This is a genomic window from Synechococcus sp. H70.1, from assembly GCF_047502705.1.
Taxonomy (GTDB): domain Bacteria; phylum Cyanobacteriota; class Cyanobacteriia; order Thermostichales; family Thermostichaceae; genus Thermostichus.
The window spans coordinates 1-22,240 of sequence record NZ_JANSIV010000042.1 but is presented as its reverse complement, the minus strand read 5'-3'; the positions used below and the strand labels follow the sequence as shown (position 1 = coordinate 22,240).

General features: G+C 58.4%; 26 protein-coding genes, 1 tRNA gene and 1 pseudogene. 12 read left to right on the top strand and 16 right to left on the bottom strand.

Annotated features, from left to right (window positions below; all coding sequences use genetic code 11):
- The first annotated feature begins 247 nt into the window (after positions 1–247).
- The 4 genes from NW827_RS03125 (at position 248) to NW827_RS03110 (ending at position 2,726) form a co-directional block, all read left to right on the top strand.
- Entirely contained in the window at positions 248–1,036 is a 789-nt protein-coding gene (locus NW827_RS03125) for a hypothetical protein (protein WP_414361457.1), read from the top strand.
- Between the two features lie 67 nt (positions 1,037–1,103).
- Positions 1,104–1,175: transfer RNA gene (locus tag NW827_RS03120), tRNA-Val, on the top strand.
- A 187-nt stretch (positions 1,176–1,362) separates the two neighbouring features.
- Positions 1,363–2,136: a PspA/IM30 family protein gene (locus NW827_RS03115; RefSeq protein WP_414403645.1), complete on the top strand. Its 774-nt coding sequence runs from the start codon at positions 1,363–1,365 to the stop codon at positions 2,134–2,136.
- Between the two features lie 125 nt (positions 2,137–2,261).
- Positions 2,262–2,726, top strand: coding sequence for a pentapeptide repeat-containing protein (locus tag NW827_RS03110; protein WP_414361460.1), 465 nt, complete (start codon positions 2,262–2,264; stop codon positions 2,724–2,726).
- A gap of 7 nt (positions 2,727–2,733) precedes the next feature.
- Here the strand turns inward: NW827_RS03110 and cysQ are convergent, their stop codons facing one another.
- The 5 genes and pseudogenes from cysQ to rpsP all read right to left on the bottom strand — a co-directional run.
- Complete coding sequence (gene cysQ / locus NW827_RS03105) at positions 2,734–3,537, bottom strand: 3'(2'),5'-bisphosphate nucleotidase CysQ (protein WP_414503323.1); 804 nt, start codon at positions 3,535–3,537, stop codon at positions 2,734–2,736.
- Between the two features lie 15 nt (positions 3,538–3,552).
- Positions 3,553–4,314, bottom strand: coding sequence for an imidazole glycerol phosphate synthase subunit HisF (hisF, locus tag NW827_RS03100; protein ID WP_414403647.1), 762 nt, complete (start codon positions 4,312–4,314; stop codon positions 3,553–3,555).
- Positions 4,315–4,364: 50 nt separating this feature from the next.
- Positions 4,365–5,468: an ArsA family ATPase gene (locus NW827_RS03095; RefSeq protein WP_414403648.1), complete on the bottom strand. Its 1,104-nt coding sequence runs from the start codon at positions 5,466–5,468 to the stop codon at positions 4,365–4,367.
- Entirely contained in the window at positions 5,465–5,725 is a 261-nt protein-coding gene (locus NW827_RS03090; RefSeq protein ID WP_414361468.1) for a KH domain-containing protein, read from the bottom strand. Before NW827_RS03090 ends, NW827_RS03095 begins: the two co-directional genes overlap by 4 nt.
- A 177-nt stretch (positions 5,726–5,902) precedes the next feature.
- Positions 5,903–6,148 (bottom strand): annotated as a pseudogene (rpsP, locus tag NW827_RS03085) (30S ribosomal protein S16); the annotation flags it as partial.
- Between the two features lie 193 nt (positions 6,149–6,341).
- Between rpsP and NW827_RS03080 the strand changes: the two are divergent.
- Positions 6,342–6,839, top strand: a complete 498-nt coding sequence (locus tag NW827_RS03080) for a DUF533 domain-containing protein (protein ID WP_414403649.1) — start codon at positions 6,342–6,344, stop codon at positions 6,837–6,839.
- Here the strand turns inward: NW827_RS03080 and NW827_RS03075 are convergent.
- A complete protein-coding gene (locus NW827_RS03075; protein WP_414361472.1) occupies positions 6,836–7,231 on the bottom strand; it encodes a metal-sensing transcriptional repressor in 396 nt (131 codons plus the stop codon). The genes NW827_RS03080 and NW827_RS03075 overlap by 4 nt on opposite strands.
- A gap of 114 nt (positions 7,232–7,345) precedes the next feature.
- Here NW827_RS03075 and sds point away from each other — a divergent pair, with 114 nt between their 5' ends.
- The gene (gene sds / locus NW827_RS03070; protein ID WP_414361474.1) at positions 7,346–8,317 is read left to right on the top strand and encodes a solanesyl diphosphate synthase; all 972 of its coding nucleotides are present in this window, start codon (positions 7,346–7,348) and stop codon (positions 8,315–8,317) included.
- Between the two features lie 7 nt (positions 8,318–8,324).
- Here sds and lepB read toward each other — a convergent pair whose 3' ends face one another.
- A complete protein-coding gene (lepB, locus tag NW827_RS03065; RefSeq protein ID WP_414361476.1) occupies positions 8,325–9,011 on the bottom strand; it encodes a signal peptidase I in 687 nt (228 codons plus the stop codon).
- Between the two features lie 131 nt (positions 9,012–9,142).
- On the opposite strand from lepB, the gene NW827_RS03060 reads away from it, so the two are divergent.
- Entirely contained in the window at positions 9,143–9,457 is a 315-nt protein-coding gene (locus NW827_RS03060; protein ID WP_414403650.1) for a hypothetical protein, read from the top strand.
- Positions 9,458–9,581: 124 nt separating this feature from the next.
- Here the strand turns inward: NW827_RS03060 and yidD are convergent, their stop codons facing one another.
- Together yidD and NW827_RS03050 are read right to left on the bottom strand one after the other, a co-directional pair.
- Positions 9,582–9,890 carry a membrane protein insertion efficiency factor YidD gene (gene yidD / locus NW827_RS03055; protein ID WP_414403651.1) on the bottom strand — a complete coding sequence of 103 codons (309 nt, stop codon included), beginning with the start codon at positions 9,888–9,890 and terminating at the stop codon, positions 9,582–9,584.
- A gap of 51 nt (positions 9,891–9,941) precedes the next feature.
- Positions 9,942–10,976, bottom strand: a complete 1,035-nt coding sequence (locus NW827_RS03050) for an adenosine deaminase (protein WP_414403652.1) — start codon at positions 10,974–10,976, stop codon at positions 9,942–9,944.
- Between the two features lie 310 nt (positions 10,977–11,286).
- Here NW827_RS03050 and NW827_RS03045 point away from each other — a divergent pair, with 310 nt between their 5' ends.
- The gene (locus tag NW827_RS03045; RefSeq protein ID WP_414403653.1) at positions 11,287–12,900 is read left to right on the top strand and encodes an NAD(P)H-quinone oxidoreductase subunit 4; all 1,614 of its coding nucleotides are present in this window, start codon (positions 11,287–11,289) and stop codon (positions 12,898–12,900) included.
- Between the two features lie 49 nt (positions 12,901–12,949).
- On the opposite strand, the gene NW827_RS03040 is transcribed toward NW827_RS03045, so the two are convergent.
- A complete protein-coding gene (locus NW827_RS03040) occupies positions 12,950–13,540 on the bottom strand; it encodes a Uma2 family endonuclease (RefSeq protein WP_414403654.1) in 591 nt (196 codons plus the stop codon).
- Between the two features lie 33 nt (positions 13,541–13,573).
- The gene (locus NW827_RS03035; protein ID WP_414403655.1) at positions 13,574–14,323 is read right to left on the bottom strand and encodes a rhomboid family intramembrane serine protease; all 750 of its coding nucleotides are present in this window, start codon (positions 14,321–14,323) and stop codon (positions 13,574–13,576) included.
- Between the two features lie 138 nt (positions 14,324–14,461).
- On the opposite strand from NW827_RS03035, the gene NW827_RS03030 reads away from it, so the two are divergent.
- Positions 14,462–15,136 (top strand): response regulator transcription factor, encoded by a 675-nt coding sequence (locus tag NW827_RS03030; protein WP_414361489.1) that lies wholly within the window; start codon positions 14,462–14,464, stop codon positions 15,134–15,136.
- A 128-nt stretch (positions 15,137–15,264) separates the two neighbouring features.
- On the opposite strand, the gene NW827_RS03025 is transcribed toward NW827_RS03030, so the two are convergent.
- Genes NW827_RS03025 through NW827_RS03005 form a run of 5 tightly spaced genes read right to left on the bottom strand, consistent with a single transcriptional unit; the run spans position 15,265 to position 19,198 of the window.
- Positions 15,265–16,452 (bottom strand): GNAT family N-acetyltransferase, encoded by a 1,188-nt coding sequence (locus NW827_RS03025; protein ID WP_414361491.1) that lies wholly within the window; start codon positions 16,450–16,452, stop codon positions 15,265–15,267.
- Positions 16,453–16,496: 44 nt separating this feature from the next.
- Positions 16,497–17,144, bottom strand: a complete 648-nt coding sequence (locus NW827_RS03020; RefSeq protein ID WP_414403656.1) for an LON peptidase substrate-binding domain-containing protein — start codon at positions 17,142–17,144, stop codon at positions 16,497–16,499.
- A 52-nt stretch (positions 17,145–17,196) separates the two neighbouring features.
- Complete coding sequence (gene ruvC, locus NW827_RS03015; protein WP_414403657.1) at positions 17,197–17,724, bottom strand: crossover junction endodeoxyribonuclease RuvC; 528 nt, start codon at positions 17,722–17,724, stop codon at positions 17,197–17,199.
- On the bottom strand, positions 17,681–18,208 hold the full coding sequence (gene pgsA / locus NW827_RS03010; RefSeq protein ID WP_414503343.1) for a CDP-diacylglycerol--glycerol-3-phosphate 3-phosphatidyltransferase: 528 nt from the start codon (positions 18,206–18,208) through the stop codon (positions 17,681–17,683). Before pgsA ends, ruvC begins: the two co-directional genes overlap by 44 nt.
- A gap of 57 nt (positions 18,209–18,265) precedes the next feature.
- Entirely contained in the window at positions 18,266–19,198 is a 933-nt protein-coding gene (locus tag NW827_RS03005; RefSeq protein WP_414361496.1) for a nucleoside hydrolase, read from the bottom strand.
- A gap of 129 nt (positions 19,199–19,327) precedes the next feature.
- Between NW827_RS03005 and NW827_RS03000 the strand changes: the two genes are divergently transcribed.
- From NW827_RS03000 to kaiC, 3 genes are all read left to right on the top strand, one after another.
- The gene (locus NW827_RS03000) at positions 19,328–20,314 is read left to right on the top strand and encodes a circadian clock protein KaiA (protein ID WP_414503322.1); all 987 of its coding nucleotides are present in this window, start codon (positions 19,328–19,330) and stop codon (positions 20,312–20,314) included.
- 2 nt (positions 20,315–20,316) lie between these two features.
- Positions 20,317–20,619 carry a circadian clock protein KaiB gene (gene kaiB, locus NW827_RS02995; protein WP_414361499.1) on the top strand — a complete coding sequence of 101 codons (303 nt, stop codon included), beginning with the start codon at positions 20,317–20,319 and terminating at the stop codon, positions 20,617–20,619.
- 23 nt (positions 20,620–20,642) lie between these two features.
- Positions 20,643–22,240: circadian clock protein KaiC (gene kaiC / locus NW827_RS02990; RefSeq protein ID WP_414503321.1), on the top strand; the 1,598-nt coding region annotated here is incomplete at its 3' end.

Below are 22,240 nucleotides of genomic sequence, written 5' to 3'. Positions count from 1 at the left end.
GGAGAGGGGAGCTAGAGCTGCAGGTTCGCAACAGCGTTGGCTAGCAACAGCTGTGGTTTCCTTGCCGCAGCTTTTTCCAGTTTCATCAGGTTTTTGCAGACGAGGGGGATTGGCTGCGTCAGAGTGCCGGAAAGCCCTGTACTGGGCAAGGATTGGCAAAGACAGGAGTCATGGGCTGTAGCCAGCCGGTGTCGGGTAATCTGAGCCAGGATAGGAGTTGTGTTGGCGGAGTTGGCTCCTGAGGGGCATGGAGAAGGAAACGCTCGAGAGTTTTTTGTCCATCCGGGGGGTGATGGGGGTGGCGCTCCTGAGTCGGACAGGCCGCCCTTTTTTCTATCGCTCTTTTCAGAACTTGGACAGCCGGCAGCAGCAAGCCCTTGTCGAAGGGCTGTTTCAGGTTTTGGAAACCATGCCCCCAGGCCTTGACTACTTTGACTTTCAGTTTGCCGAGCAACGGGTCTTTGTCTACCCCTTAGGGCCGGAGTGGGTGTTGCTGGTGGCAGTCAATGACGAGCTGGTGATGCCGGTTTACACCTTGGCCGTTAACCGCCTGCGAGCCGAGCTGCAACAGGATACGCCGAAGGGCCTGGCCACCTTGCGCCTGTTGACCAGCCAGGCGGAGGCCGTCCGGAACCCTACCCAACCCAGCTCCACCCTGGCAGAAGGCAAGCCCACAGCAAAGGAGGAGGCAACCCAGCCAGCAGCGACAGGCAGCCGCCTGCAGATGGATGTCTTCGTGCAATCTCTCAATCGCCTCTGCCAGATCACGAGCGGCTATTTGGGCAAGGCAGTGATCGTCAACTACTGGAAGGCAGCGCGGCAGGAAGTGGTAGAACGCCAGGGATCCCTAGCCGAGTGGCTCAACCAGTTCGAGATCGAGCGCAGCGGCCAAATCCACTACCGGGGCACCCTCAAGGAGCTGGACGAATCTCAGCAAAAGGTGCTGCAGGACTGGGTACTGGCTTTTTTTCGCCGCTGCGAAGCAGTGATCCACGACTTTCGCAACGTGATCAAGTCCGCCAACTGGCGCCTGTAACCTCCCCCACAGGGCTTCCGCGCCGCCTTTTTCGGTGATATGATTAATTACTGCCTTTTAGGCACTAGGGCTGTTAACTCAGAGGTAGAGTACCACCTTGACACGGTGGGAGCCGCTGGTTCGATTCCAGCACAGCCCAGCACCAGCCAGCTAGTAAAGGCCGCAGGGATGGGATCCGGAGGTGCCGCGGGCTCTCAAGGGCCCGCTACTCTCCAGAGGCAGAGTTCTCTCTGGCTTAGGGATCCCTATACTGGAGTAGAGACCCTGGAAGGCACCGGAGTGGCAAGGGTAGCATTAGGTCAAACTGCAACAGGGGGAAACGACCAATGGGATTGTTCGAGCGGGTCAGCCGAATCATTAGAGCCAACCTCAACGCGTTGATCAACGCCGCCGAAGATCCAGAGAAGATCCTGAACCAAACCATTCAGGACATGGCCGAGGATCACTACCAAATGCGGCAGGCAGTTGCCCAGGCCATTGCTGCCCAGAAGCGCCTGGAGCGGCAGTATGAGCAGGCGCAGCAAAGCGTGGAGGAGTGGCACAGGCGCGCCGAGTTGGCTTTGCGCAACAACAACGAGGCGCTGGCCCGGGAAGCGCTAGTGCGCAAGAAAACCTTTGCCGAAACCGCCCAAAGTCTAAAACGGCAGTTGGATGAGCAAACCAGGCAGGTGGAGCTCCTGAAAACCAACATGACCAAGCTAGAGAGCAAGATTGCCGAGGCCAAGACCAAGAAGGATATGCTCATTGCGCGGGCCCGGGCGGCCAAGGCTTCCCAGCAAATTAACCAGGTCATTGGACGGGTGGACGCCACTAGCGCCTTTGCTGCCTTCGAGCGGATGGAAGAGAAGGTAAACGCCCTGGAGGCCCAATCAGCGGCAGTGGCGGAGCTGGCAGTAGACAACTTGGAACAGCAGTTTGCTGCCCTAGAAGCAGGTGGAGCGGATGTGGATCACGAGCTGAGGATGCTGAAGGCAGCAATACAGGGCCAATTGACCGCTGGAGAGCAGAAGGCTCTGCCTCGAGAGCCATCTGCTGCCACTAGCGAGAGCAAGGTAGATGCAGAGCTAGAAAGTCTGCGCCGCGAAATTGATCTGCTTTGAAGACTCCGAGGGGGGTTGGGCTTTCCCAAGCCAGGAGATGTAGTAAGCTAGGCCAAGGGTCCATTGGTCTGCCTCTAGCGGGGCTAGCATAGCCGTCCTACGTCTTTGCAAGAGACCAAGCAGCGATGACAACAGCGAGTATCAAGCCTCTCCTGGATGCCAAGCAACTGTTGCAGGCTTATGCCTCTGGCCAGCGGGATTTTTCTAGAACCAACCTGAGCGGGGCCCAGTTGAGTGGTGTCAGCTTGAGGGGGATTATCCTGCGGGAGGCAGACTTAAGTGGGGCGGACCTGCGCGAGGCAGATTTGTCAGGGGCGGATCTCTCAGGGGCTGACCTGCGCGGAGCCAAGCTGCGGCGGGTGAACCTCATCGGGGCCAAGCTGGTCAAGGCCGATCTGCGGGGGGCCAACCTCTACCGAGCCAAGTTGCTCAGAGCCGATCTCAGCGAGGCCGATCTCAGCCGGGCCGATCTGCGCCTTGGCGCCGATCTGCGCGGAGCCGTCATCACCAACACCCGCTTTCGCGGCGCCCTCTACGACGAGTACACCAAGTTTCCGGAGGGGTTCAACCCTGTTGAAATGGGGATGTAGGTCTGCCTCAGGGGAGCAGGTCTTGCCACAGGTAGGCTGCGCCCGCAGCCGCCACCATGAAGGGTGGGTTGTGCAAGTCTGGCTTGTTGTAGCGCAAGGGTTCCCCCTTCAGATCTGTGACACTTCCCCCGGCCTGCTCGACAAGGCAGTGGGCAGCAGCCGTATCCCACTCCAGGGTTGGGCCAAAGCGGGGGTAGAGGTGGGCGGATCCCTCGGCCACCAGGCAAAACTTGAGGGCGCTGCCCACGGACTTGACTTCGAGAGAACCGTAGCGCCGTTGCAGCCGCTCCAGAAACCGCTCTGTTTCCGCGTCTCTGTGGGAGCGGCTAGCCACCACCTGCAAAGGCGGCTGGGCGGGCGGGTGGGCGCGGATGGGTTCATCGCCTTTGTAGGCCCCCAGCCCTCGCGCAGTCCTGTAGGTAAGACCCAGCGCTGGGGCATGGACGACGCCTAAGATGGGGATCCCTGCCTCGACAAGGGCAATGTTGACAGTAAACTGGCCGCTGCCTTCGAGAAACTCGCGCGTGCCATCTAGGGGATCCACCAACCAGAACTGTTGCCACTGGTGGCGCTCTCCGTAGGGAATGCCGCCGGATTCTTCCGACAGCACGGGGATCGCAGGGGTCAGATCTTGCAGGCCCTGCAAGATTAGGCGGTGGGCAGCCAGATCCGCCTCAGTTAGGGGGGAGGCATCTGCTTTGCGTTCGACCTGCAGCGATCCTTGCCGATAAAAGAGCAAGATGGCCTGCCCTGCTGCTTCTGCCAGGCGGCACACCTTGGGTAGGAGAGCGGCCAGCTCTGGAGTCTGCACAGATCCCTCCCAAAGCTAGCGACGCACCGGAATACCGTGGGCAGCCAAGTCAGCTTTGATCTGCTCAATCGTCAGCTGGCCGTAGTGGAGCAGCGAAGCCAACAGGGCTGCTTCTGCCCCCCCCTCTTGGAGAGCTTGGCGGATGTGGGCACACCCTCCTGCTCCTCCTGAGGCAATCACTGGCACCGGCACTGCCTCAACCACCCGCCGCGTCAGCTCCAGGTCGTAGCCAGCTTGGGTGCCGTCGGTGTCCATGCTGGTGAGCAAGATCTCCCCTGCCCCGCGCTCGGCAACTGTCTTGGCCCACTCCACCGCGTCCAGCCCTGTTGGCTCCCGCCCACCGCGCACGTACACTTCCCATCCCCCCCCTTGGGGTTTAGCACGGGCGTCAATGGCCACCACGATGCACTGGGAGCCAAAGCGGCGGCTGGCTTGGGTAACGAGATCTGGATCCCGAACCGCCGCCGAGTTGAGGCTCACCTTGTCGGCCCCGGCCCGCAACAGTTGCCGGATACCTTCCACATCCCGGATCCCGCCTCCCACCGTGAGGGGGATAAACACCTGCTCGGCGGTGCGTCGCACCACCTCCAGCAAGATCCTCCGCTCCTCGTGAGTGGCAGTAATGTCCAAGAAAACCAATTCATCGGCTCCTGCCCGGTCGTAGGCCTGGGCCAGTTCCACCGGATCGCCGGCATCGCGCAGCTGCGCAAACTGGATCCCTTTGACCACCCGCCCCGCCGCCACATCCAGACAGGGAATGATCCGCTTGGCCAACATGCCCCCTCTCTAGAACTCTGCCCCGCGGCTGCCACTAGCAATCGGGATCTCTAGGCAAAGCTGATGATCAAGAAGGGCTCCTGAAACTTGGCTCCGCTTACCTGCCGGCCTGCCAGGGTGGGGGGCAAGCACAAGTTGCGCCGCTGATCCCCGGCGGTGATGGTCAGTTCTGGCCCAGATTGGCTTAGCTCGATTTGGGCTTTGCTAAAGCCGGGAAGAAACAGCTTCACAGTGCCGGATCCCTCGTCAATGGCTACAGGCGGCGGCACTTCGGGCACGGCAAAGATCCCACTTACCGCTTCCTCCAACGCTGACCAGTCAGATCCCTGGCGCTGCGGCAGGGTGCGCACCGGCAGAGGAGAAAACTCAGCCGCCGACACCTCTCCAGGAACCAGCGGCATGACCCAGAGGCCAGCCACTGTCAGTCCCACCATTTGGGCACTGCCCCAGAGGTAGCGAGCAGTCTGCACGGCCATCGGATCCGGGGTGGTTACCAAGTGGGCCAACACGCGGCGCGGATTGGCAAGAGCACGGCGCCCCTCTTCGAAGAGGTTAGTCATCCCCCCCAGGCGAGTTAGCAAATCCTCTAAGGACGAGAACTCCAGTGTTGTTACAGAGCGTAGCAGCGGCTCGACGAAGGGAAGGAGAGTTTTGGCCAAATCGGATTGGAGGAAAGCCTGGGAAGCTCGCCGCCAGTACCAACTGGCCACCTCCGGGATGCCAAAAGCCCGCAAGGTGGTCAGATCCCCCGGGCCATCGTAGAGGATGCAGTCGTATTGACCGCTGGCCTCGTAGCGGCGCAGGGCTTCCAGAGCCAGAGCCTGATCCATCCCTGGCAACACCCCCAGCTCTTGCCCGTAGATCTCTTGGAAAAGGGGAGTGCGCAGGTATTGAGCTCCCAGCTCTTTGGCCGCCGTCCAGTACCGCTCCAGAAGCTGGGTTGTGCGCAGCTGCACTACGTCCAAATTGGCAGCAATGGTTACCGGCTCGCCAGAAAGTGGGATCCCACCTAGAAGCATCTCCAACCCCGGCCCCGCCTGATGGCCCACTAGCAGCACCCGCCGCCCCTGCTGGGCTGCTGCCCGCGCCACGGCCACAGCTAGAGTGCTTCGGCCTGTACCCCCCTTCCCCAAGAAGGTCAGGATCTGGCTCATTCTCGCTCTCCTGACTCGCCGTAGATGTCGATGTACAGCGATTGCCCTGCCAACTGGGCTGCCGCTGTCATCACCTGCCGAATGGCCTGCAAGGTACGCCCACCTCGCCCCAACACCCGACCGCGATCTTTGGGATCAAAGGCTAGCCGCAACCAGACCTTGCGTCCTCCACAGGTGGTTTCCACATCTGTCTGCAGGGGGCCGCTGCTAAGGAGCGGCTCAATCAAAAGATGGGCAAGGGTCTCGTAATCTGGCATGGGAGGCAAAACTCAACCTAACCGCCAGCGTAGCTGAACCTAGGCCTCAGTGGCCTCCTCAGGCTGAGGTGTTTCCTCTGCCTGCTCTGCCTTCTCGCCAGATTCCTCGGGAGGGAGCCCGGCTTCAGACTTGGCAATGGCTGGAATACGAATCGAGGCCACCACGCCACCCTCACCGGCCTTCAACATCTCATAGATGCCAGCCTTTCTAAGGAGGCTGTCTACCGTATCCGTGGGCTTGGCACCGCGCCGCAGCCACTTGAGTAGGCCCGCTGTCTCCAGAACCGTCTCCTTGGTACGTGGGTTATAGTAGCCCAACTCCTCCAGCGGGCGACCTTCTCGGCGAGACCTACTGTCAATAGCAATGATGCGATAGCTGGGTTGGTGCTTTTTTCCAAAACGCTTGAGCCGCAACTTAACCATGGGGTATCTGCTCCTTGGAGATGCTCCGCAAGCCGTGTGGAGTTGTCTAGGAAACAGAAATCGACCACCTCGCCACTGCTGCAGGTCTCTTCCTAGAGGCTGGGTCGGCTGGTCGATCAACACAGGCTTTCTATTCTAGTCAATTTCCCCCCTACCAGCAAAAGTGCCGACTCAAGCCCAGAGAAGGATCTTCATGGCAAAGTTGAAGAGGAAACCCAAGGCTACCCACAGTTCCATGATTACCTACAGCGACTTGACCGAAGAGCAGCGCCAGCTCTACCTCAAAGCCCTGATTGCAGTAGCCCGCGCGGACGGCCATCTAGATGAAGAGGAAACCCACTTCTTTCTACGGATTGCTGAAGGAATGGGCATTGACAAGGAGGTCGCTCAGGGCTACCTGGCGGAGGAGACGGGCCCAATCCTCGACATTGGCCAGATTCCTCCTCTACACAATGCAGCCGGGGCTTTAATCCTCCGCGATCTGGCAGCGATGGCGGTGGTCAACAATGAGCTGGGAGAAAAAGAAGAGGACCTGATTTTTGCAATCGGCAAGGCCATGCAGTTTAGCCAGGAGGAGATCAATGAGTTCCTCGACTGGGCCTTCATGGGCCTGCAGTGGCAACTGAAAAGTGCCGCTCTGCTGCAGCGGTATGCCCAGACTCCTGCCAGCAACACCGCCGCCATGCCCTAGCTGAGGTAGTGATCCAGAGCCCGCTGCAACTCTTCCAGCTCCACCTCAAGGTTACCGCTCTCAACGGCATGGCGGATGCAGTGGCGGATGTGATCGTTGAGGATAAGCCGCGCCAGCCGATCCAGGGCTCCCTTGACGGCGGCAATTTGTAGCAGCACATCCGGGCAGGGTTGATCCTCCTCAATCATGGCGCGGATCCCGCGCACATGCCCCTCAATGCGAGCCAGGCGGTGAATGAGCTTGCGCCGTGATTGGGGAGTGTGGCGGTGAGGCTGGGCCCGCCCCGAGAGGGGGGGGCGCTCCAGCGCTAGTTCCCACTCCTCCTCCCAATCGGGTTCTCCAGGGGGCGGAGGAGTAGAGCCAGTCTGAAGCGGGGGGATAGGATCGGTCATAAGAGAGGTAGAGAACTGTCTGCATGATACCGCTTGCTTTTCCCCAAGCAGGTGGAGGTGCTCTACAATAAGGGGAGATATGAAATTTTGTAAATCCTCTCATCGCTTGGCTTCATGACCTCTGTACTCTCCCCCTTTGGCCCCGTAGAAGCGGATCTAGAGCGTTTGCGCCAGAACTTGGCGCGGCTAGTTAGCGCCAAACACCCCATTCTGGCCATGGCTGCTGAACATCTGTTTTCAGTGGGGGGGAAAGGGATCCGACCGGCAATTGTGCTCCTGATTGCGCGGGCCACTACGCCCGATGGGGAGATCACCCCCCAGCATTGGCGCCTGGCGGAAATTACCGAGATGATCCACACCGCCAGCCTGGTGCACGACGACGTCATTGACACTGCTACGGTGCGGCGCGGCGTCAACACAGTCAACACCCTTTTCGATAACCGGGTGGCGGTGCTGGCAGGGGATTACCTGTTTGGGCAGGCAGCCTGGTACTTGGCCAACCTGGACAATCTGGAGGTAGTGAAGCTCCTGTCCAAAGTCATCATGGACCTGCCAGAGGGAGAGGTGCGCCAGAGCCTCTCTCGCTTTGATCCCGACGTATCCCTGGAAGAGTACCTGGCCAAAACCTTCTACAAAACCGCTTCCCTGATTTCTGGCAGTGCTAAGGCAGCGGGTCTCCTGAGCGGGGTTAGTCCCGAGGTGGCCGATCGCCTCTTTGACTTCGGCCGCGACCTAGGCATTGCCTTCCAAATCGTAGACGATCTGCTGGATTTCACCGCCTCGGCGGAGAGGCTCGGCAAGCCAGTGGGATCCGACCTTATCCAAGGCAACCTGACAGCACCCGTTTTGTTTGCTCTAGAGGAGTTCCCGCAGATGCGGGAGCTCATCCTCCGAGAGCTGGCCGAGCCCCAGGATCTCCAGCAGGTCTTGGAGTGGGTCTACCAAAGTGAGGGGATCCCGCGCTCCCGCCAGTTGGCGCGCGACTATGCCCAACGGGCGGCCGAGGCCCTGGAGGTTCTGCCGGACTCTGAAGCACGCCAGGCTTTGTTTCAGATGGTGGAGTATGTCCTTGAGCGGCCTTGCTAGGAGGTTGCTACGGGGATAGGCTTGAGGCTTGAGCTGCCGCTGCAGAGAGCTCAGGATAGGTGGGCGGGGTGAAAAAGCGCAGGCGGTGAGGTGGCCAAAAGCGAAAGATGGTGTTGCCGATAATGTTTTCTTTCGGCAAAAAGCCCCAGATGTGTGAGTCCTGGCTATCGTTGCGGTTGTCCCCCATGACAAAGTAAGAGTTAGGAGGGACAACAAATTCAGATCCCTGGTTGGGCACACCAGGGCAGCGCTCGCCGGGGCAGGAGTAGTCGGGGGGAGCGTAGATGTAGTTCTCCTGGAGCGGAATGCCGTTGACGATCACCTTGCCCTCGGCAATGCGAATGCGATCCCCTGGCAGGCCAATCACCCGCTTGATGTAGGCCCCGTCGAAGTTCAGCTTGGCAGGTGGGTAGAAGACAATGATATCGCCGCGTCTGGGGGCGCTGAAGCGGTAGCTGACCTTCTCCACCACCAGCCGATCCCCTTCTTCCAAGGTGGGCAGCATGGAATCCGAGGGGATCCAGCGCGCCTCCGCCACAAAGGTGCGAATGCCAAAGGCCAACAGGAGCGCCAGCACTACTGTCAGCAGGTTCTCCCGCTGGGTCTGCCACCAGGTGCGGGATTCCAAGGTGGCAGGGGTTTTCCTCGCTGACGACTCGGCCTTGGGCGGAGAAGTTGGATCTTTGGACGGCATGGCGGCTAGTGCACAAGACTGCCCGCTCTCAAGATTATCGCACCCAGCTCAACAGAATGGGAGGCCGTCCCCTTCAGCTTGTACTGGATAGCGGAGGGTAGCATAGAATTGGTGCCTTGCTGTGAGCCCCCATGACGATTTCAACAGAAGAGCGCCTGGAGCGGCTCGAGCGCTTGGCTGAGACCAACAGCCAGGCAATAGCTCGCCTCAGCCAACAACAAGGGGAGATTCTGGATCGGATCGATCGGCTTGCAGGAGATACCCAAAAGCTCTCGGAGGGCGTCGAGAAAATGTCAGGCGACCTGGAAAAACTGACTTTTAAATTCGACACCGCTCAGAGCAGCGGAGAACGGCTAGAACGTCTAGCCACCAGCCTCATTGCTGGGGCCACCATCAGCATTATTGCCGGAGTCATTTTGGTGCTGTTGCGGGAGGGATCCCGCTAGAAAAAAGCCGCTGGGTTCGCAGAAGGGGGGAGCCAGCAAAACCCAGCAGAGTACCTTGGTAACCCTCCGTCCCGCTACCCCGGACAGTGCCGAAAGCCAGTCAGTAAGCGGAACTAGGAACTGTCTAGGGGCGTCTTGACAGCGCCTTTACGAGTCCAACGGTGGACCCATCTCGGCGGGGGCGACAGTCAGATGCGGATCCTGGCAAGTCGGGCACCGGGTCGTAGCCCCCCGGATGCCAAGGGTGACAGCGGCAGAGGCGGCGGATCCCTAGCCAACTGCCTCGGATGGCACCGTAGCGCCGCACCGCTTCCAGGGTGTATTGGGAGCAGGTGGGGTAGTAGCGACAGGCAGGTGGTAGCAGAGGGGAGATGGCCACCTGGTAACCTCGGATTAGGACAATCAGGCCACGGGTCAAGAGATGTTCCAACATGAGCAAGCCCCTGCCTGGGTGGAGGCGTCAAGCAAGCAATCCCACTCTGGTCTACAAAGCTACCAAGGAAGTTGATGCCGACCGCTGGAGCTCTGACAACAACAAGGCTGGGTACTCTTTGTAAGGCCAAGCAAAAGCGTGGCGAAAAGCCGCCTCCTGACAACGCTTGAGCTGCTCAAAATCAATGATGTCGTGGGTCAGTAGGTTCTCGTACTCAAACGGCAGGCGCACATTGTGCAGGCCAGCGTTGTCAGTGCAGATAGCAATATCCACCCCTGCCGCAAAGCAGCGGTCGAAGACAATCTTGAGAGGCTCCAAACTGGGCAGCGTCCCTGTCTTCAAGTAAGTGGTAGGGCAAACTTCCAGACATTGGCCCCGCCGTGCTAGCTCTGGCAGGAGCTCTGGGTAGTGGAGAGGGATCTGAATACCATGGCCAATCCGCAGAACGTAGGGCAGCAGCTCTGGATAGCAGCCATCCAGCGTCTCATAGAGGTGGGCAGTAGTTTTGAGGCCGCGGGCCAGGGCATACTTGAAGAGCTCAATCCACTCGTCCAGCCGCTCCCTGTAGGCCTTATCTCCGCCGGCCAGGTCAATGCCACTCACATACTCCGACTCAGCGGCTGCCTCAACCATGGCACGGTTGATGTGGCTAGGCAGGCGGGAGTGCAAACACACAATCTGCGTGGTGATGATGGGATATTCTCGCTGCTGGCAGGCCTGCCCCACTATCTCAATGACTTGCCGCATTTGCTTGAGGCGATCTGCCTCGTCGAGGCTGGGGTCCGTGCGCAGGTAGGGGGTGTAGCGAATTTCTAGATAGGCCAAGTCTTCAAAGACATAGGCCCCTCGAATGAGGCGGTAGATGAAATAGGGTAAGCTTTCTAGGGTCTGCACCTGCTCCACCAGCGTGTGCAGCTCTAGGTACTCCTCCAGGGTGTTGCGGGGGCGGGTGTAAAATTCCTCAAATTCGGCGTAGTCGGGAAAGCGCTCCGCCAAGGGAGAGCCATGGCGGTGCAAATAGCGCCATAGGATCCTAGGAACAACTGAGCCGCCCAGGTGGCGGTGCAACTCCGCATGCAGTGCCATCTTTGAGCCTCTCCTAGCTGTCTGCAGGAGACAGATCTGGCTTGAATTGTTAAGAACTACTTCTACTCTAGCGGCGGTAGCCTTGTCCAGGGACGAGCGCGCATGGCCAGGGAGGTTATCCCTCCCCGGGGATGCAGTTTTCTGGAGCAGCGATCCCGGCTAGAAGCAAAGGGGGACAACTGGGAAAGCGCCTTAAGATAGTCCTGGGGGTTGTTGAGTGAAGAGACTCAGGGGCCTCCCAGGAGAGGGAGGTCTGCTGCAGCTGACGTCCCTTCCCCAATATGAACTTGGCGTAACCGAGGTTCCCTTCATGGCGCTGCCTAGCTTGTACGAGTTTCCTTGGCTAACCACGGTCATCGTCTACCCGGTGGTAGCTGCTCTCTTTATCCCGTTGATCCCGGCGCCGGCCGGGGATCCCAGCACCCGCGCCTATGCCCAAAAGTTGGCAGAGCGGATCCGCTGGTTTGCCCTGTTTGTTGCGGTCACTGACCTGCTGATTCTGCTAGCGGGTTTCTATGTCGGCTACGACCCCGCTCAGGCCGGGCTGCAATTGCTGGAGCGTTACCCCTGGGTGCCGCAGGTGGGCTTGAGCTGGTCGGTGGGGGCAGATGGCCTTTCCATGCCGCTCATTTTGCTCACAGCTTTTGTAACCACGCTTGCCATCTTGGCCGCTTGGCCGGTTACCCTCAAGCCGCGCCTATTTTACTTTCTCATGTTGGCCATGTACGGCGGGCAGATTGGGGTGTTCGCCGTGCAGGACATGTTGCTGTTCTTCCTAATGTGGGAGCTGGAGCTGATCCCGGTGTATTTGCTCCTCTCTATTTGGGGGGGGTATCACCGCCTCTATGCGGCTACCAAGTTCATTCTCTACACTGCCCTCAGCTCGCTGTTTATCCTGGTGGCGGGCCTGGCCATGGCCTTCTACGGGGATCCCATCAGCTTTGACATGACGGATCTGGCCCATAAGGCCTATCCGCTAAACTTGCAGGTGCTGCTGTACGGGGCCTTCCTGATTGCCTACGGAGTAAAGCTGCCCATTTTCCCCCTGCACACCTGGCTGCCCGATGCCCACGGCGAAGCCACGGCGCCAGTTCACATGTTGCTGGCCGGGATCCTGCTCAAGATGGGGGGCTATGCCCTAATGCGCATGAACGCGGGCATGCTGCCGGATGCCCATCTCTACTTTGCGCCGGTCTTAATCGTGCTGGGGGTGGTGAACATTATCTTTGCCGCCCTCACCTCCTTTGCCCAGCGCAACCTCAAGCGCAAGATTGCCTACTCCTCCATTAGCCACATGGGCTTTGTCCTCATCGGGATTGGATCCCTGACGGAGACCGGCATGAGCGGCGCCATGCTGCAGATGATCTCCCACGGGCTAATTGGGGCCAGCCTATTCTTCTTGGTGGGGGCCACCTACGACCGCACCCATACGCTGGAGCTGGAGGAAATGGGCGGCGTTGGCCTGAAGATGCCCAAGATTTTCTCCATGTTCACCGCCTGCTCGCTGGCCTCTCTGGCCCTGCCTGGCATGAGCGGCTTTGTGGCTGAGCTGATGGTCTTTATCGGCATGGCCACCAGCGATGCCTACTCCCTTCCCTTCCGGCTGGTGGTGGTTTTCTTAGCAGCTGTCGGGGTGATCCTGACTCCCATCTACCTGCTGTCAATGCTGCGCCAGATTTTCTTTGGGCCAGAAAACAAAGAGCTCACCGCCCACGAAGAATTGGTGGATGCCGAGCCGCGGGAGGTGTTCATCATTGCCTGTTTGCTTATCCCTGTCATTGGCATTGGGCTGTATCCCAAGCTGGTGACCAGCCTCTACGACCAGTCCACCAATGCCCTGGTGGCTCTACTGCGGCAGGAACTGGCCTCCGCTGGTCCAGCAGTTGCCCAAGCCCCTGCCCTTTACACCCCTGAGCCAAATTGAGGAGAGGGAAGCTGGGGCAGCTCGTCGGCAGGACACGCCGCTGGCGTAGCTAGCCTTGGCTTTTTTCTCCACTGGCTTGAACTCGCATCCAGCCAAACAACGTTCCAACCGTCAGTTGGATCGTTTGGGCAAAAGCGGGAACGGGGATAACCTCTTGTGGATCCTCATGCACTGTTGGCTGCTGTCCGGCAGGATAGGCGAAAACGACCCTTTCTTCGGGAGCTACGATCCACCCCATCTGGCAGCCGTGGGCCAAGCCAATCAAGATTTTTTTGACCAGCTTCGTTTGATTTTGATCGGGAGAGAGAATCTCGATCACCCAATCTGGGCAAAAGGGTATGAGGTTTTGAATGGTGCCATCCTCATCCACAGGGATCCGATCCCAGGCAATGACAGAGATATCGGGCACAATGGCATAGCCGGCAAAGGTGGAGCGCAATTCTGGAAATGCCCATCCGAGGCGTTTGGGTTTGAGGTTTGCGTTGATAAAAGAAGTTAGCTCCCCCTGCAGTAGGCTGTGCTTTCCCTGTGGCATGGGCTTCTGGATAATCTCTCCCTCAATGAATTCGCTGGCGGGCTGAGTTTCTGGCTGCCGCAGAAACTCTTCCAGAGTTAGGGGCTTGGCAGACAGACTGACCATAATTTGCTCCTATCAAGCTGGCCTCTGAATGATCTAATCAAACGGATCTCTGTCGCGCTGTCGCAGAGTGGCTTGGTAGTCGTAGGGGCTCTTGCCGGAAAACAAACCCATCAGCGGCCCTAAGATGGCCCCAAACACAAAGCCGCCTGCATGGGCCCAGTAGGCGATCCCTCCACCCTCCATGCCAATATTGATAGGAGTCTGCAAGCTGGCAATACCATAAAACGCCTGTTGCACAAACCAAAAACCTAGGAATACCCAGGCAGGAATGTAGACGGTTGTGGTAAAAATGCCCAGGGGTACCAGAGTTAGGATCTCCGCCTGCGGGAAACGCAAGATATAAGCTCCCAACACCCCTGCGATGGCCCCACTTGCTCCTAGAGAGGGAATGGTGGACTCCATATCGAAAAACCACTGGGCTAGGGCGGCCAAGGCTCCACAAGTTAGGTAAAAAATGAGGTAGCGCACGTGGCCCAGGCGATCCTCAACATTGTTGCCAAAGACCCACAAAAAGAGCATGTTGCCGCCGAGATGCAGAAAGCCCCCATGCAAAAATTGTGAGGTAAATAGAGTTATCCATTCGGGGCGCAGCGAAGAGATGGCCTCCCCCCGAAAGCTGGCCGTCAGTTCTGCTGGCACCACTGCCCACTCTCGGAAAAAAACTACCAGTTCTCGCGGCGATAGGGTAAGCTCATACACAAAAACCAGGATATTGATAAGCACTAGGGTGTAGGTGACGTAGGCGGTGCGGGTGGTTGGGTTGCGATCCTGCAGGGGTACCACGGTTAGGGGTCGGTCGACATCACTCTCTAGCCTAGCTGGATATGCCTTTCCCAGCCAAACTTAAGGCTACACTGGGGTAGCTTGCTGGTAGGATCCCTAGACTGCAAGGTGTAGCAGGGGAGCTGAAGGAAGGAATCGATGTCTGAAGTTGAGAGTCGAACTGCCCCGCTCAAGTTTTTGGTGGTCGAGGATCATCCTGAGGTTGCTCAAAACAATTGCGAGTGGCTACAGCGGATTGCAGCCGAGGCCCAGTGTATTGCCGTTTCCAATCCGATGGACGCCATCCGGCGGTTGCAGCGGGAGCAGCCAGACTTGGTGGTGGCCGACTTGCTCTATGGTCAAAGCAGCGGCGAGCAGTCTGCTGAGCCAGGTCTAGAGTTGTTGCGCCATATTTTCGAGAACTACCCCACCCTTAACGTGATGGTTTACTCCAGCGAGCCCTTGCTGCTAACCCCCCTGGTGGACCTAATTAGCAAGCACCAGGGTGGATTTGCCGCCGTCAACAAAATGGAGCGGCGCAGCGTCTTTTTGGAAGGAGCCAAAAGTGCTCTCAACGGGGAATTGCGCATGCCGCGAGAGTTGCGGGGCCTAACGAGGCTAACGGAGCGGGAAATCGAGGTCTTGAACCTGCTCTGCAAGGAGGCCCTCACCGACCAGGCTATTGCTGACCGCATCCACACCAGCAAAAAGACTGTACAAAACTGTATTCAAAGGCTCAAAGAAAAGCTCGATATTTTTGGATCTGAGGATGAAATCAACGCTCGCGTTGCCCTGTGTATGGCAGCCGTTCAGAAAAAGCTTATCCAGTGGTAAACCTAGAGGACTTCCAAGCGCTCTAAGATCCTGGCTTGCCTGTCCCCAACTTCCCTGCTGCTGGAGCAAAGAGCCTAGGGCTCAAGACAAGCTAGATACGCCCCCTTCCCACCTCCCAAAAGGGCCCCTTATCTCTGGGTCAAGGCTGACAAAGAGGGCAAAACGTCTTCTCGAAAGGGAACCTCGTTTTGATTTACCCTCTCCAGCTCAGCCAACATGAGAGGGTTGACGCGGTTCAGATAGGGGATCAGAACCTGTTTTAGCCTGGGGCGGTAGAAACGGTGGTAGCTATACACGGGGGTGGCTGGAAATCCCCGCCGAATCTTGTGGGATCCTCCAGCCCCGGGGTCGAAGTTGCGGATCCCTTCCCGGATGGCCAGGGCAATGGGTTCGTAATAGCAAACATTAAAGTGCAAAAACTTCACCTCTTCCCGGCAGCCCCAGTAGCGCCCAAAGAGGCGATCCCCTTTGCGAACACAGAAAGACATTCCTATCACTTGCGAGTCTCGCTCCCCGGCTACTAGCACCAGTCGCTGGCAGTAGTTAGGATAGAGGGATTCAAAAAAACGGCGGTTAAGGTATTTGCTCCAGTTCCAAAATTGAGCACAGGTATTGCTATAGAAGTCGTACATGAGAGAGAGGAGGCGTGGCGTAATTTCCTCACCGGTGTAGATCTTGAGTTCTATGCCACTTTTTTCCATTGCGGCTCGCTCTCGTTTGATATTGCGCCGCTGGTTAGCATTGAACTGGCTTAAAAAATCTTCGTAAGAGCGATAGCCAGGATTGTGCCACTGGTAATTGTGGGTAATTCGGGGAGTAAACCCATCAGCTTCTAGTTGGGATCGCCACTCCAAATCCACATAGAGCAGGCTAAACACAGAAATGTCGTTATCTTGGCAGAAGCGATCGATGGCAGCCAACATCAAGGGCCACACTTCTGCTTCCGAGTAGTCTGGATGGACGAGAATGCGATAGCCGGTGGCCGGCGTAAAAGGAGCCATGCCAATGAGCTTAGGGTAGTAGCGTTCTCCCAGTTGGGCGGCAACCGCAGCCCACTCCTGGTCGAAGACAAATTCGCCTTGGCTATGACTTTTCAAATACAAGGGGGCCGCCGCAATCGGTTGCCCCCCTGCCTCCACCAGGAGGTGACAAGGCAGCCAACCCGTCTTGGGGCTGGCACAGCCGGAAGCCTCTAAGCTGTACAGCCACTCGTATTCCAAAAAGGGAGAGGTGCGCTCCGTCTGCAGGGCGTGCCAGGCAGAAGCGGGGATCTGGCGGATATCGTGGCACCAGCGCACTTGCAAGCCCGTCGACATTTACCTGCTCCGCTTTTTGGCAACCTCAACTCTCCGAGGCTAGCTCAAGAACTCTTGGAAAAGAGGTCCTTAAGGGCAGTGCGAGCAGCTAGGTGCTTGCGGGTCGCTTCCAGGATCTCGACTTCCCGCCGCAGCCGAGCTTCTGTGCTAACCATTTCCAGCAGCGCTTGCTGCTCGCGAGGGGCTCCATGGAAGTGACTGGCAACCCAGTAGGATAGCTCTGTAGGGTTAGTGGGCAACGGGTCCGGCAGCACTGCCTCCCGTTCCATCAGTTTGCTGGAGAGGCGTACCACATCTTGAAGCAGGGTAGAAACCTGATTGACCAAGTCTTGGAGATCGCCCTGAGGGGGCTCGTCCTCTATCCACTCCACCAATCCAATCCGGAAAGGCTTTTCTCGCCTGTAGTTCAGCACGCGGAAGCGCTGCCGTCCCACGGTCAAAATATCCATGCGGTCGTCTGGCAGCCTTTGCACCTGGACGACCTCCGCACAACAGCCCACTTGGACAGGGGAGCCCTTCTGGGGATCGAACATCAGCACCCCAAAGCACCGATCCGTCTCCAGGATGGTGTTGAGCATCATGCGGTAGCGGTACTCAAAAATGTGCAGCGGCAGGGGACGGCCCGGAAACAGCACCACCTCTGGCAAGGGAAATAGGGGCAGCTCGCGAACGTCCACAGAAGAGAAAGGCATAGGGCTTTTGCAGGTTGCGCTCCTAATCTAGTCTAGCGATCCCAAAAGAGCCCTAGGCAAAGCGGTGGTGCCAGAGGGTGAGGGCAATAGCTAGGGCATCGGCAGCATCGTCGGGGCGGGGCAGGCTGGGCAAGTTGAGCTCGCGGGCCACGGCAGCCTGGATGGCCTGTTTGTCAGCGCGGCCGTAGCCTGTGAGGCTTTGCTTCACTTGGGCAGGGGTAAACTCCACCGGCGCCAGGTGATGCTGGGCCAAGACGAGCAGGATTACCCCCCGCGCCTGGGCAATGGGAATGGTGTTGCCCATTTTGTAGAAAAAGAGTTTTTCCAGGGCCACCTGCTGAGGCTGCAGCTGCCGCAGGAGCTCCCTTAAATCCTCGTAGAGAGTCTGCAGCCTTTCGTGGAGGGGCTGATCCCCAGGAGTGCTGATTACGCCATAGTCCAAGGACTGGAGGCCGTCGGAGCTTGCCAGGATACAGCCAAAACCCACCCTCCCTAAGCCTGGGTCAAGGCCAAGGATGCGCTGCTCGGGGAGGTTGTCAGGCCAGAGAGTCTTTTGTGGAGGAGGGAGTTGCGGCGGCATGGTTGCTGCGCAGGTAGATCAGCCCCGAAATTAAGGTAAGGGCCACCGCTACCCAAAAACAGGGGATCCCAGCCGGCCAATTCAGAATTAGCAGGGAAATGGCCAGAATTTGGGCAGCTGTCTTGGCTTTGCCCCAGAGATTGGCGCCGCGAACCTGACCTTGGTTGGCTCGCCACCCAGCAATGGCCAGCTCTCGCCCCACCACCAAGAAGACCCCCCAGGCAGGGATCCGTCCCAGCTCCACTAGGCCCAATAGCGGCGCCAGCACCAGCAGCTTATCCACCAAGGGATCCAAGACCTTGCCCAAGTCGGTAACTAGGCCATAGCGACGGGCCAGCTGGCCGTCTAGCCAATCGGTTACCGCCGCTAGCAGAAACGCCCAGAAGGCTAGTCTTTCCCCCTGGGGGGATCTGAGGTGCAGCCCCAACAGGATAAAGGGGATCCCTGCCAGCCGCAGTAGAGTAATGGCAGTGGGCAAGTTCAACCACGCCGGTTTGCCAAAGAGAGCTAGGGGAGTCTGGCTCATCTTTTCCTCTTTCACCTAGCGGTAGCGGCCCAGGCGCTCGGTGAGCAGGCGGTAGAATCCCTCTGCATCCACCCCAAAGGCCACCTGCACGTTGGCCGGGCGGCCGCTAAGGCCCCAGCGATCCACCACTGTCCGGCCTAGGTTGAGCGGGCTGACGGTGTCCACCTCTACGTAGCAGGGTTTGAGCTCAAACAACTGCGGCTGCAACAGGTAAGCGATGACACAGGGATCGTGCAGGGGCCCTCCTGGCAGGCCGTAGCGCTGGACATCAAACTTGCCGTAGAAGGTAAGCATGTTGGCTACCGTTTGCCCAACACGGGTGCCTAGGGCGCGGATGCGCTCAATCCGCTCTGGGGTGCTGAGGACCTGTTGGGTGACGTTGAGGCCGAGCATGACCACTTCGGGGATCCCGGCACTGAGGACAATCTGGGCAGCGTGGGGATCAGTGAGGATGTTGAACTCGGCAGCAGGAGTAACGTTGCCTTCAAAAGCGGATCCTCCCATAAACACCAGCCGTCCGATGCGCTCCACAATCTGGGGCTGCTGCACCAGGGCCACCGCCAGGTTGGTCATCGGGCCCAGAAGCGCCACCGTAACCGGCTGCTGCGCCCCCCTCAGCGTCTCAACGAGAAATTGCACGGCGTGCCGGGATCCCAGCGGCATCTGCGGCTCTGGCAAATTCGCCCCGTCGATCCCGCTCTTGCCGTGCACCTCCTCAGCCGTTTTCAACGGGCGCAACAACGGGCGGGGACAGCCGGCGTAGACCCCCATCTGCGGACAACCGGCCAACTCGCAGATCTGCCGGGCATTGCGGCTGGTTTTCTCCAGAGAGACATTGCCAGCTACCGTGGTAATGCCCAGTACCTCTAGCTCAGGCGAGGCCAGCGCCAGCAGCAGGGCTACAGCATCGTCTTGGCCAGGGTCACAATCGATAATCAAAGGCAGCATGAGGTCCTAGAAGCTATCCACCCCCCAGTGTAGGCCTCTTGAGTAGCTAGCGCTGGGGGCCGAGGCAGATTTCAGGCAGGTTTAGAAAGATTTAAGATCTCAGAGACGGTTCTTAATCGTTATATCCTGTTGAAGCCCAGCGCCCATCCGCTGCACATTCGCTTCTTACTTGCATGGGAGCCAGCCGAGGAAAAGCAGCTGGCGCTAGAGGCTTTGCTGTCGCCAGACCGGTTTGTCATTGAGGTCTTCCCCGATCCGCAGTCTCTCCTAGAAGCCCTGCAACAGGAGGAGAGCCATCCAGACTGCCTAGTGTTCTTGGTAGCGCTGGAGCGGCTACCCCTGCTGGAGGGGCTAGGCCACCAGCTCTGCAGGCAGGGGTTGCTGTTGCCAACAGTGGTGGCTATAGTTGCGGAGACACCAGAGAGCCAACTCGAAAACGCGGCCAACCCCTCTGCAGAGCCCCTTTCCCCCGAGGCTAGAGCTTGGCTAAAGCGAGAGCAAATAATCTACCATAACGCCACCCTCGTTCGCCTAGTCTCCCCCCAAGAGCTGCTTTGCCCCCCGACTGCGGCTTCCCCTTCCACCTTGGAGCTGCTCATCAGTCGGGCCATTGCCTTCTTTCTCCAGGTTTCTCCCCTCTGCAGCTTACCGCCAGCCCAGCCTCACCCTGAGGATCAGTCCTACCTAGCCCACAGCCACCGGCAGCAGCAGCGGCTGGCAGAAAAGCTGAGAGAACGGCTGGGCTATGCTGGGGTGTACTACCATCGGGATCCCGCCCTGTTTTATCGCCACCTGCCCCCTGCAGAGCAACAGGCCCTCCTGCGGCGGCTGCGCAATCTTTACCAGGCCATTGTCTTGGAGTATTTTCAGTCTCCTGAGACGGTCAACGCCCGCATTGACGAGCTGGTGGCGCTTGCTTTTTTTGCCGACATCGGTGCTGCCCAACTGCTGGAGTTGCACATGAACCTAATGGAGGATTTTGCTAAGCAACTAAGGTTGGAAGGTCGCAGCGAAGAGATCCTGCTGGATTACCGCCTTACCCTTATCGACGTGATGGCTCACCTAAGCGAAATGTACCGCCGCTCCCTTCCCAAGCCTGCTCCCAGGGATCCCTAACTATGTCCAGTCCCAAAGCCTATGTCCTAAAGCTTTATGTGGCGGGCAACACCCCCACTTCTCTGCGCGCCCTCAACACCTTGCAAGACATCCTGGAAAAGGAGTTCCGCGGTGTGTACAGCCTGAAGGTGATCGATGTTTTGAAGAACCCGCAGCTGGCAGAGGAGGATAAGATCTTGGCAACACCGACCTTGGCCAAAATTCTGCCGCCGCCGGTGCGCAAGATTATTGGCGATTTGTCCAACCGCGAGAAGGTGCTCATCGGCCTAGATCTGCTCTGCCAAGAAGCAGACGAAGAGGATTAAGACAAATTACGGGAGAGAGTGGGATGAGCCAGCCATTGGGACCCTCTGAGCCGGAAAACCTGCAGGACCCTGCTGCCGAGGGGATCCTACCCAGCTGCCGCAACGGCAGCCCCGAGCTGCGCGGGATCCCCAAAAAGCAAACGGGCATTGAAGGTTTTGAAGACATCAGCCATGGCGGGCTGCCCCTGGGGCGCACCACCTTGGTTAGCGGCACCTCGGGCACTGGCAAGACGCTGTTTGCTTTGCAGTTTCTCTACAACGGCATTGTCAAGTACCAAGAGCCAGGGATCTTCGTTACCTTTGAGGAAACCCCTGCTGACATTATCCGCAACGCCTCCAGCTTTGGCTGGGATCTGCAGGCCCTCATTGACAAAGGCCAGCTCTTCATTCTGGATGCCTCCCCGGATCCAGAGGGCTACGAAGTAAGCGGCAACTTCGATTTATCAGCCCTCATCGAGCGCATTCAATATGCCATCCGCAAATACAAGGCCAAGCGGGTTGCCATCGACTCGGTAACAGCCATCTTTCAGCAATACGAGCCTGCCGGCGTGGTGCGGCGGGAGCTTTTCCGCCTAACGGCCCGCCTCAAGCAGGCCAACGTCACCACTGTCATGACTACCGAGCGCACCGAAGAGTACGGCCCCATTGCCCGCTACGGGGTGGAGGAATTTGTCTCCGACAACGTGGTGATCCTGCGCAACATCCTGGAGGGCGAGAAGCGGCGGCGCACCATTGAGATCTTGAAGCTGCGTGGCACCACCCACATGAAGGGGGAATATCCCTTTACCATCACCAACGAGGGGATCAGCATCTTCCCCCTGGGGGCGATGCAACTCACGCAGCGCTCCTCCAATGTGCGCATCTCTTCTGGGATTGAGAAGCTAGACGAGATGTGCGGCGGCGGCTTCTTCAAGGACTCAATTATCCTGGCCACCGGTGCCACGGGAACCGGCAAGACTTCGCTGGTGAGCAAGTTTCTCGAGCGGGGCTGCCTGAACGGAGAGCGCTGCCTCCTCTTTGCCTATGAAGAGTCGCGGGCGCAGCTTTCCCGCAATGCCTCCTCCTGGGGCATTGACCTGGAGGGGTTTGAACGGCAGGGCCTCCTCAAGATCATTTGCACCTACCCGGAGTCGGCCGGTCTGGAAGACCACCTGCAGCGGATCAAAGCGGAGATGATGGCCTTCAAGCCTTCCCGCATGGCCATCGACTCCCTCTCAGCGCTGGCGCGGGGCGTGAGCCAAGACGCTTTTCGGCAGTTTGTAATTGGTGTAACTAGCCTAGCCAAGCAGGAGGAGATTACTGGCTTTTTCACCAATACTACTGACCAATTCATGGGATCCCATTCCATCACCGAGTCCCACATCTCCACCATTACCGACACGATTATTCTGCTGCAGTATGTGGAGATTCGGGGCGAGATGGCGCGGGCCCTCAACGTCTTCAAAATGCGGGGATCCTGGCACGACAAGGGCATCCGCGAGTACGTCATCTCCAATTCGGGTATTGAAATTCGCGATTCCTTCCGCGGCTACGAGCGGATTATCAGTGGCTCCCCGACTCGAATCAGTGTGGATGAGAGAAGTGAGCTTTCTCGAATTGTGCAAAATGTGCAATCGCTCGA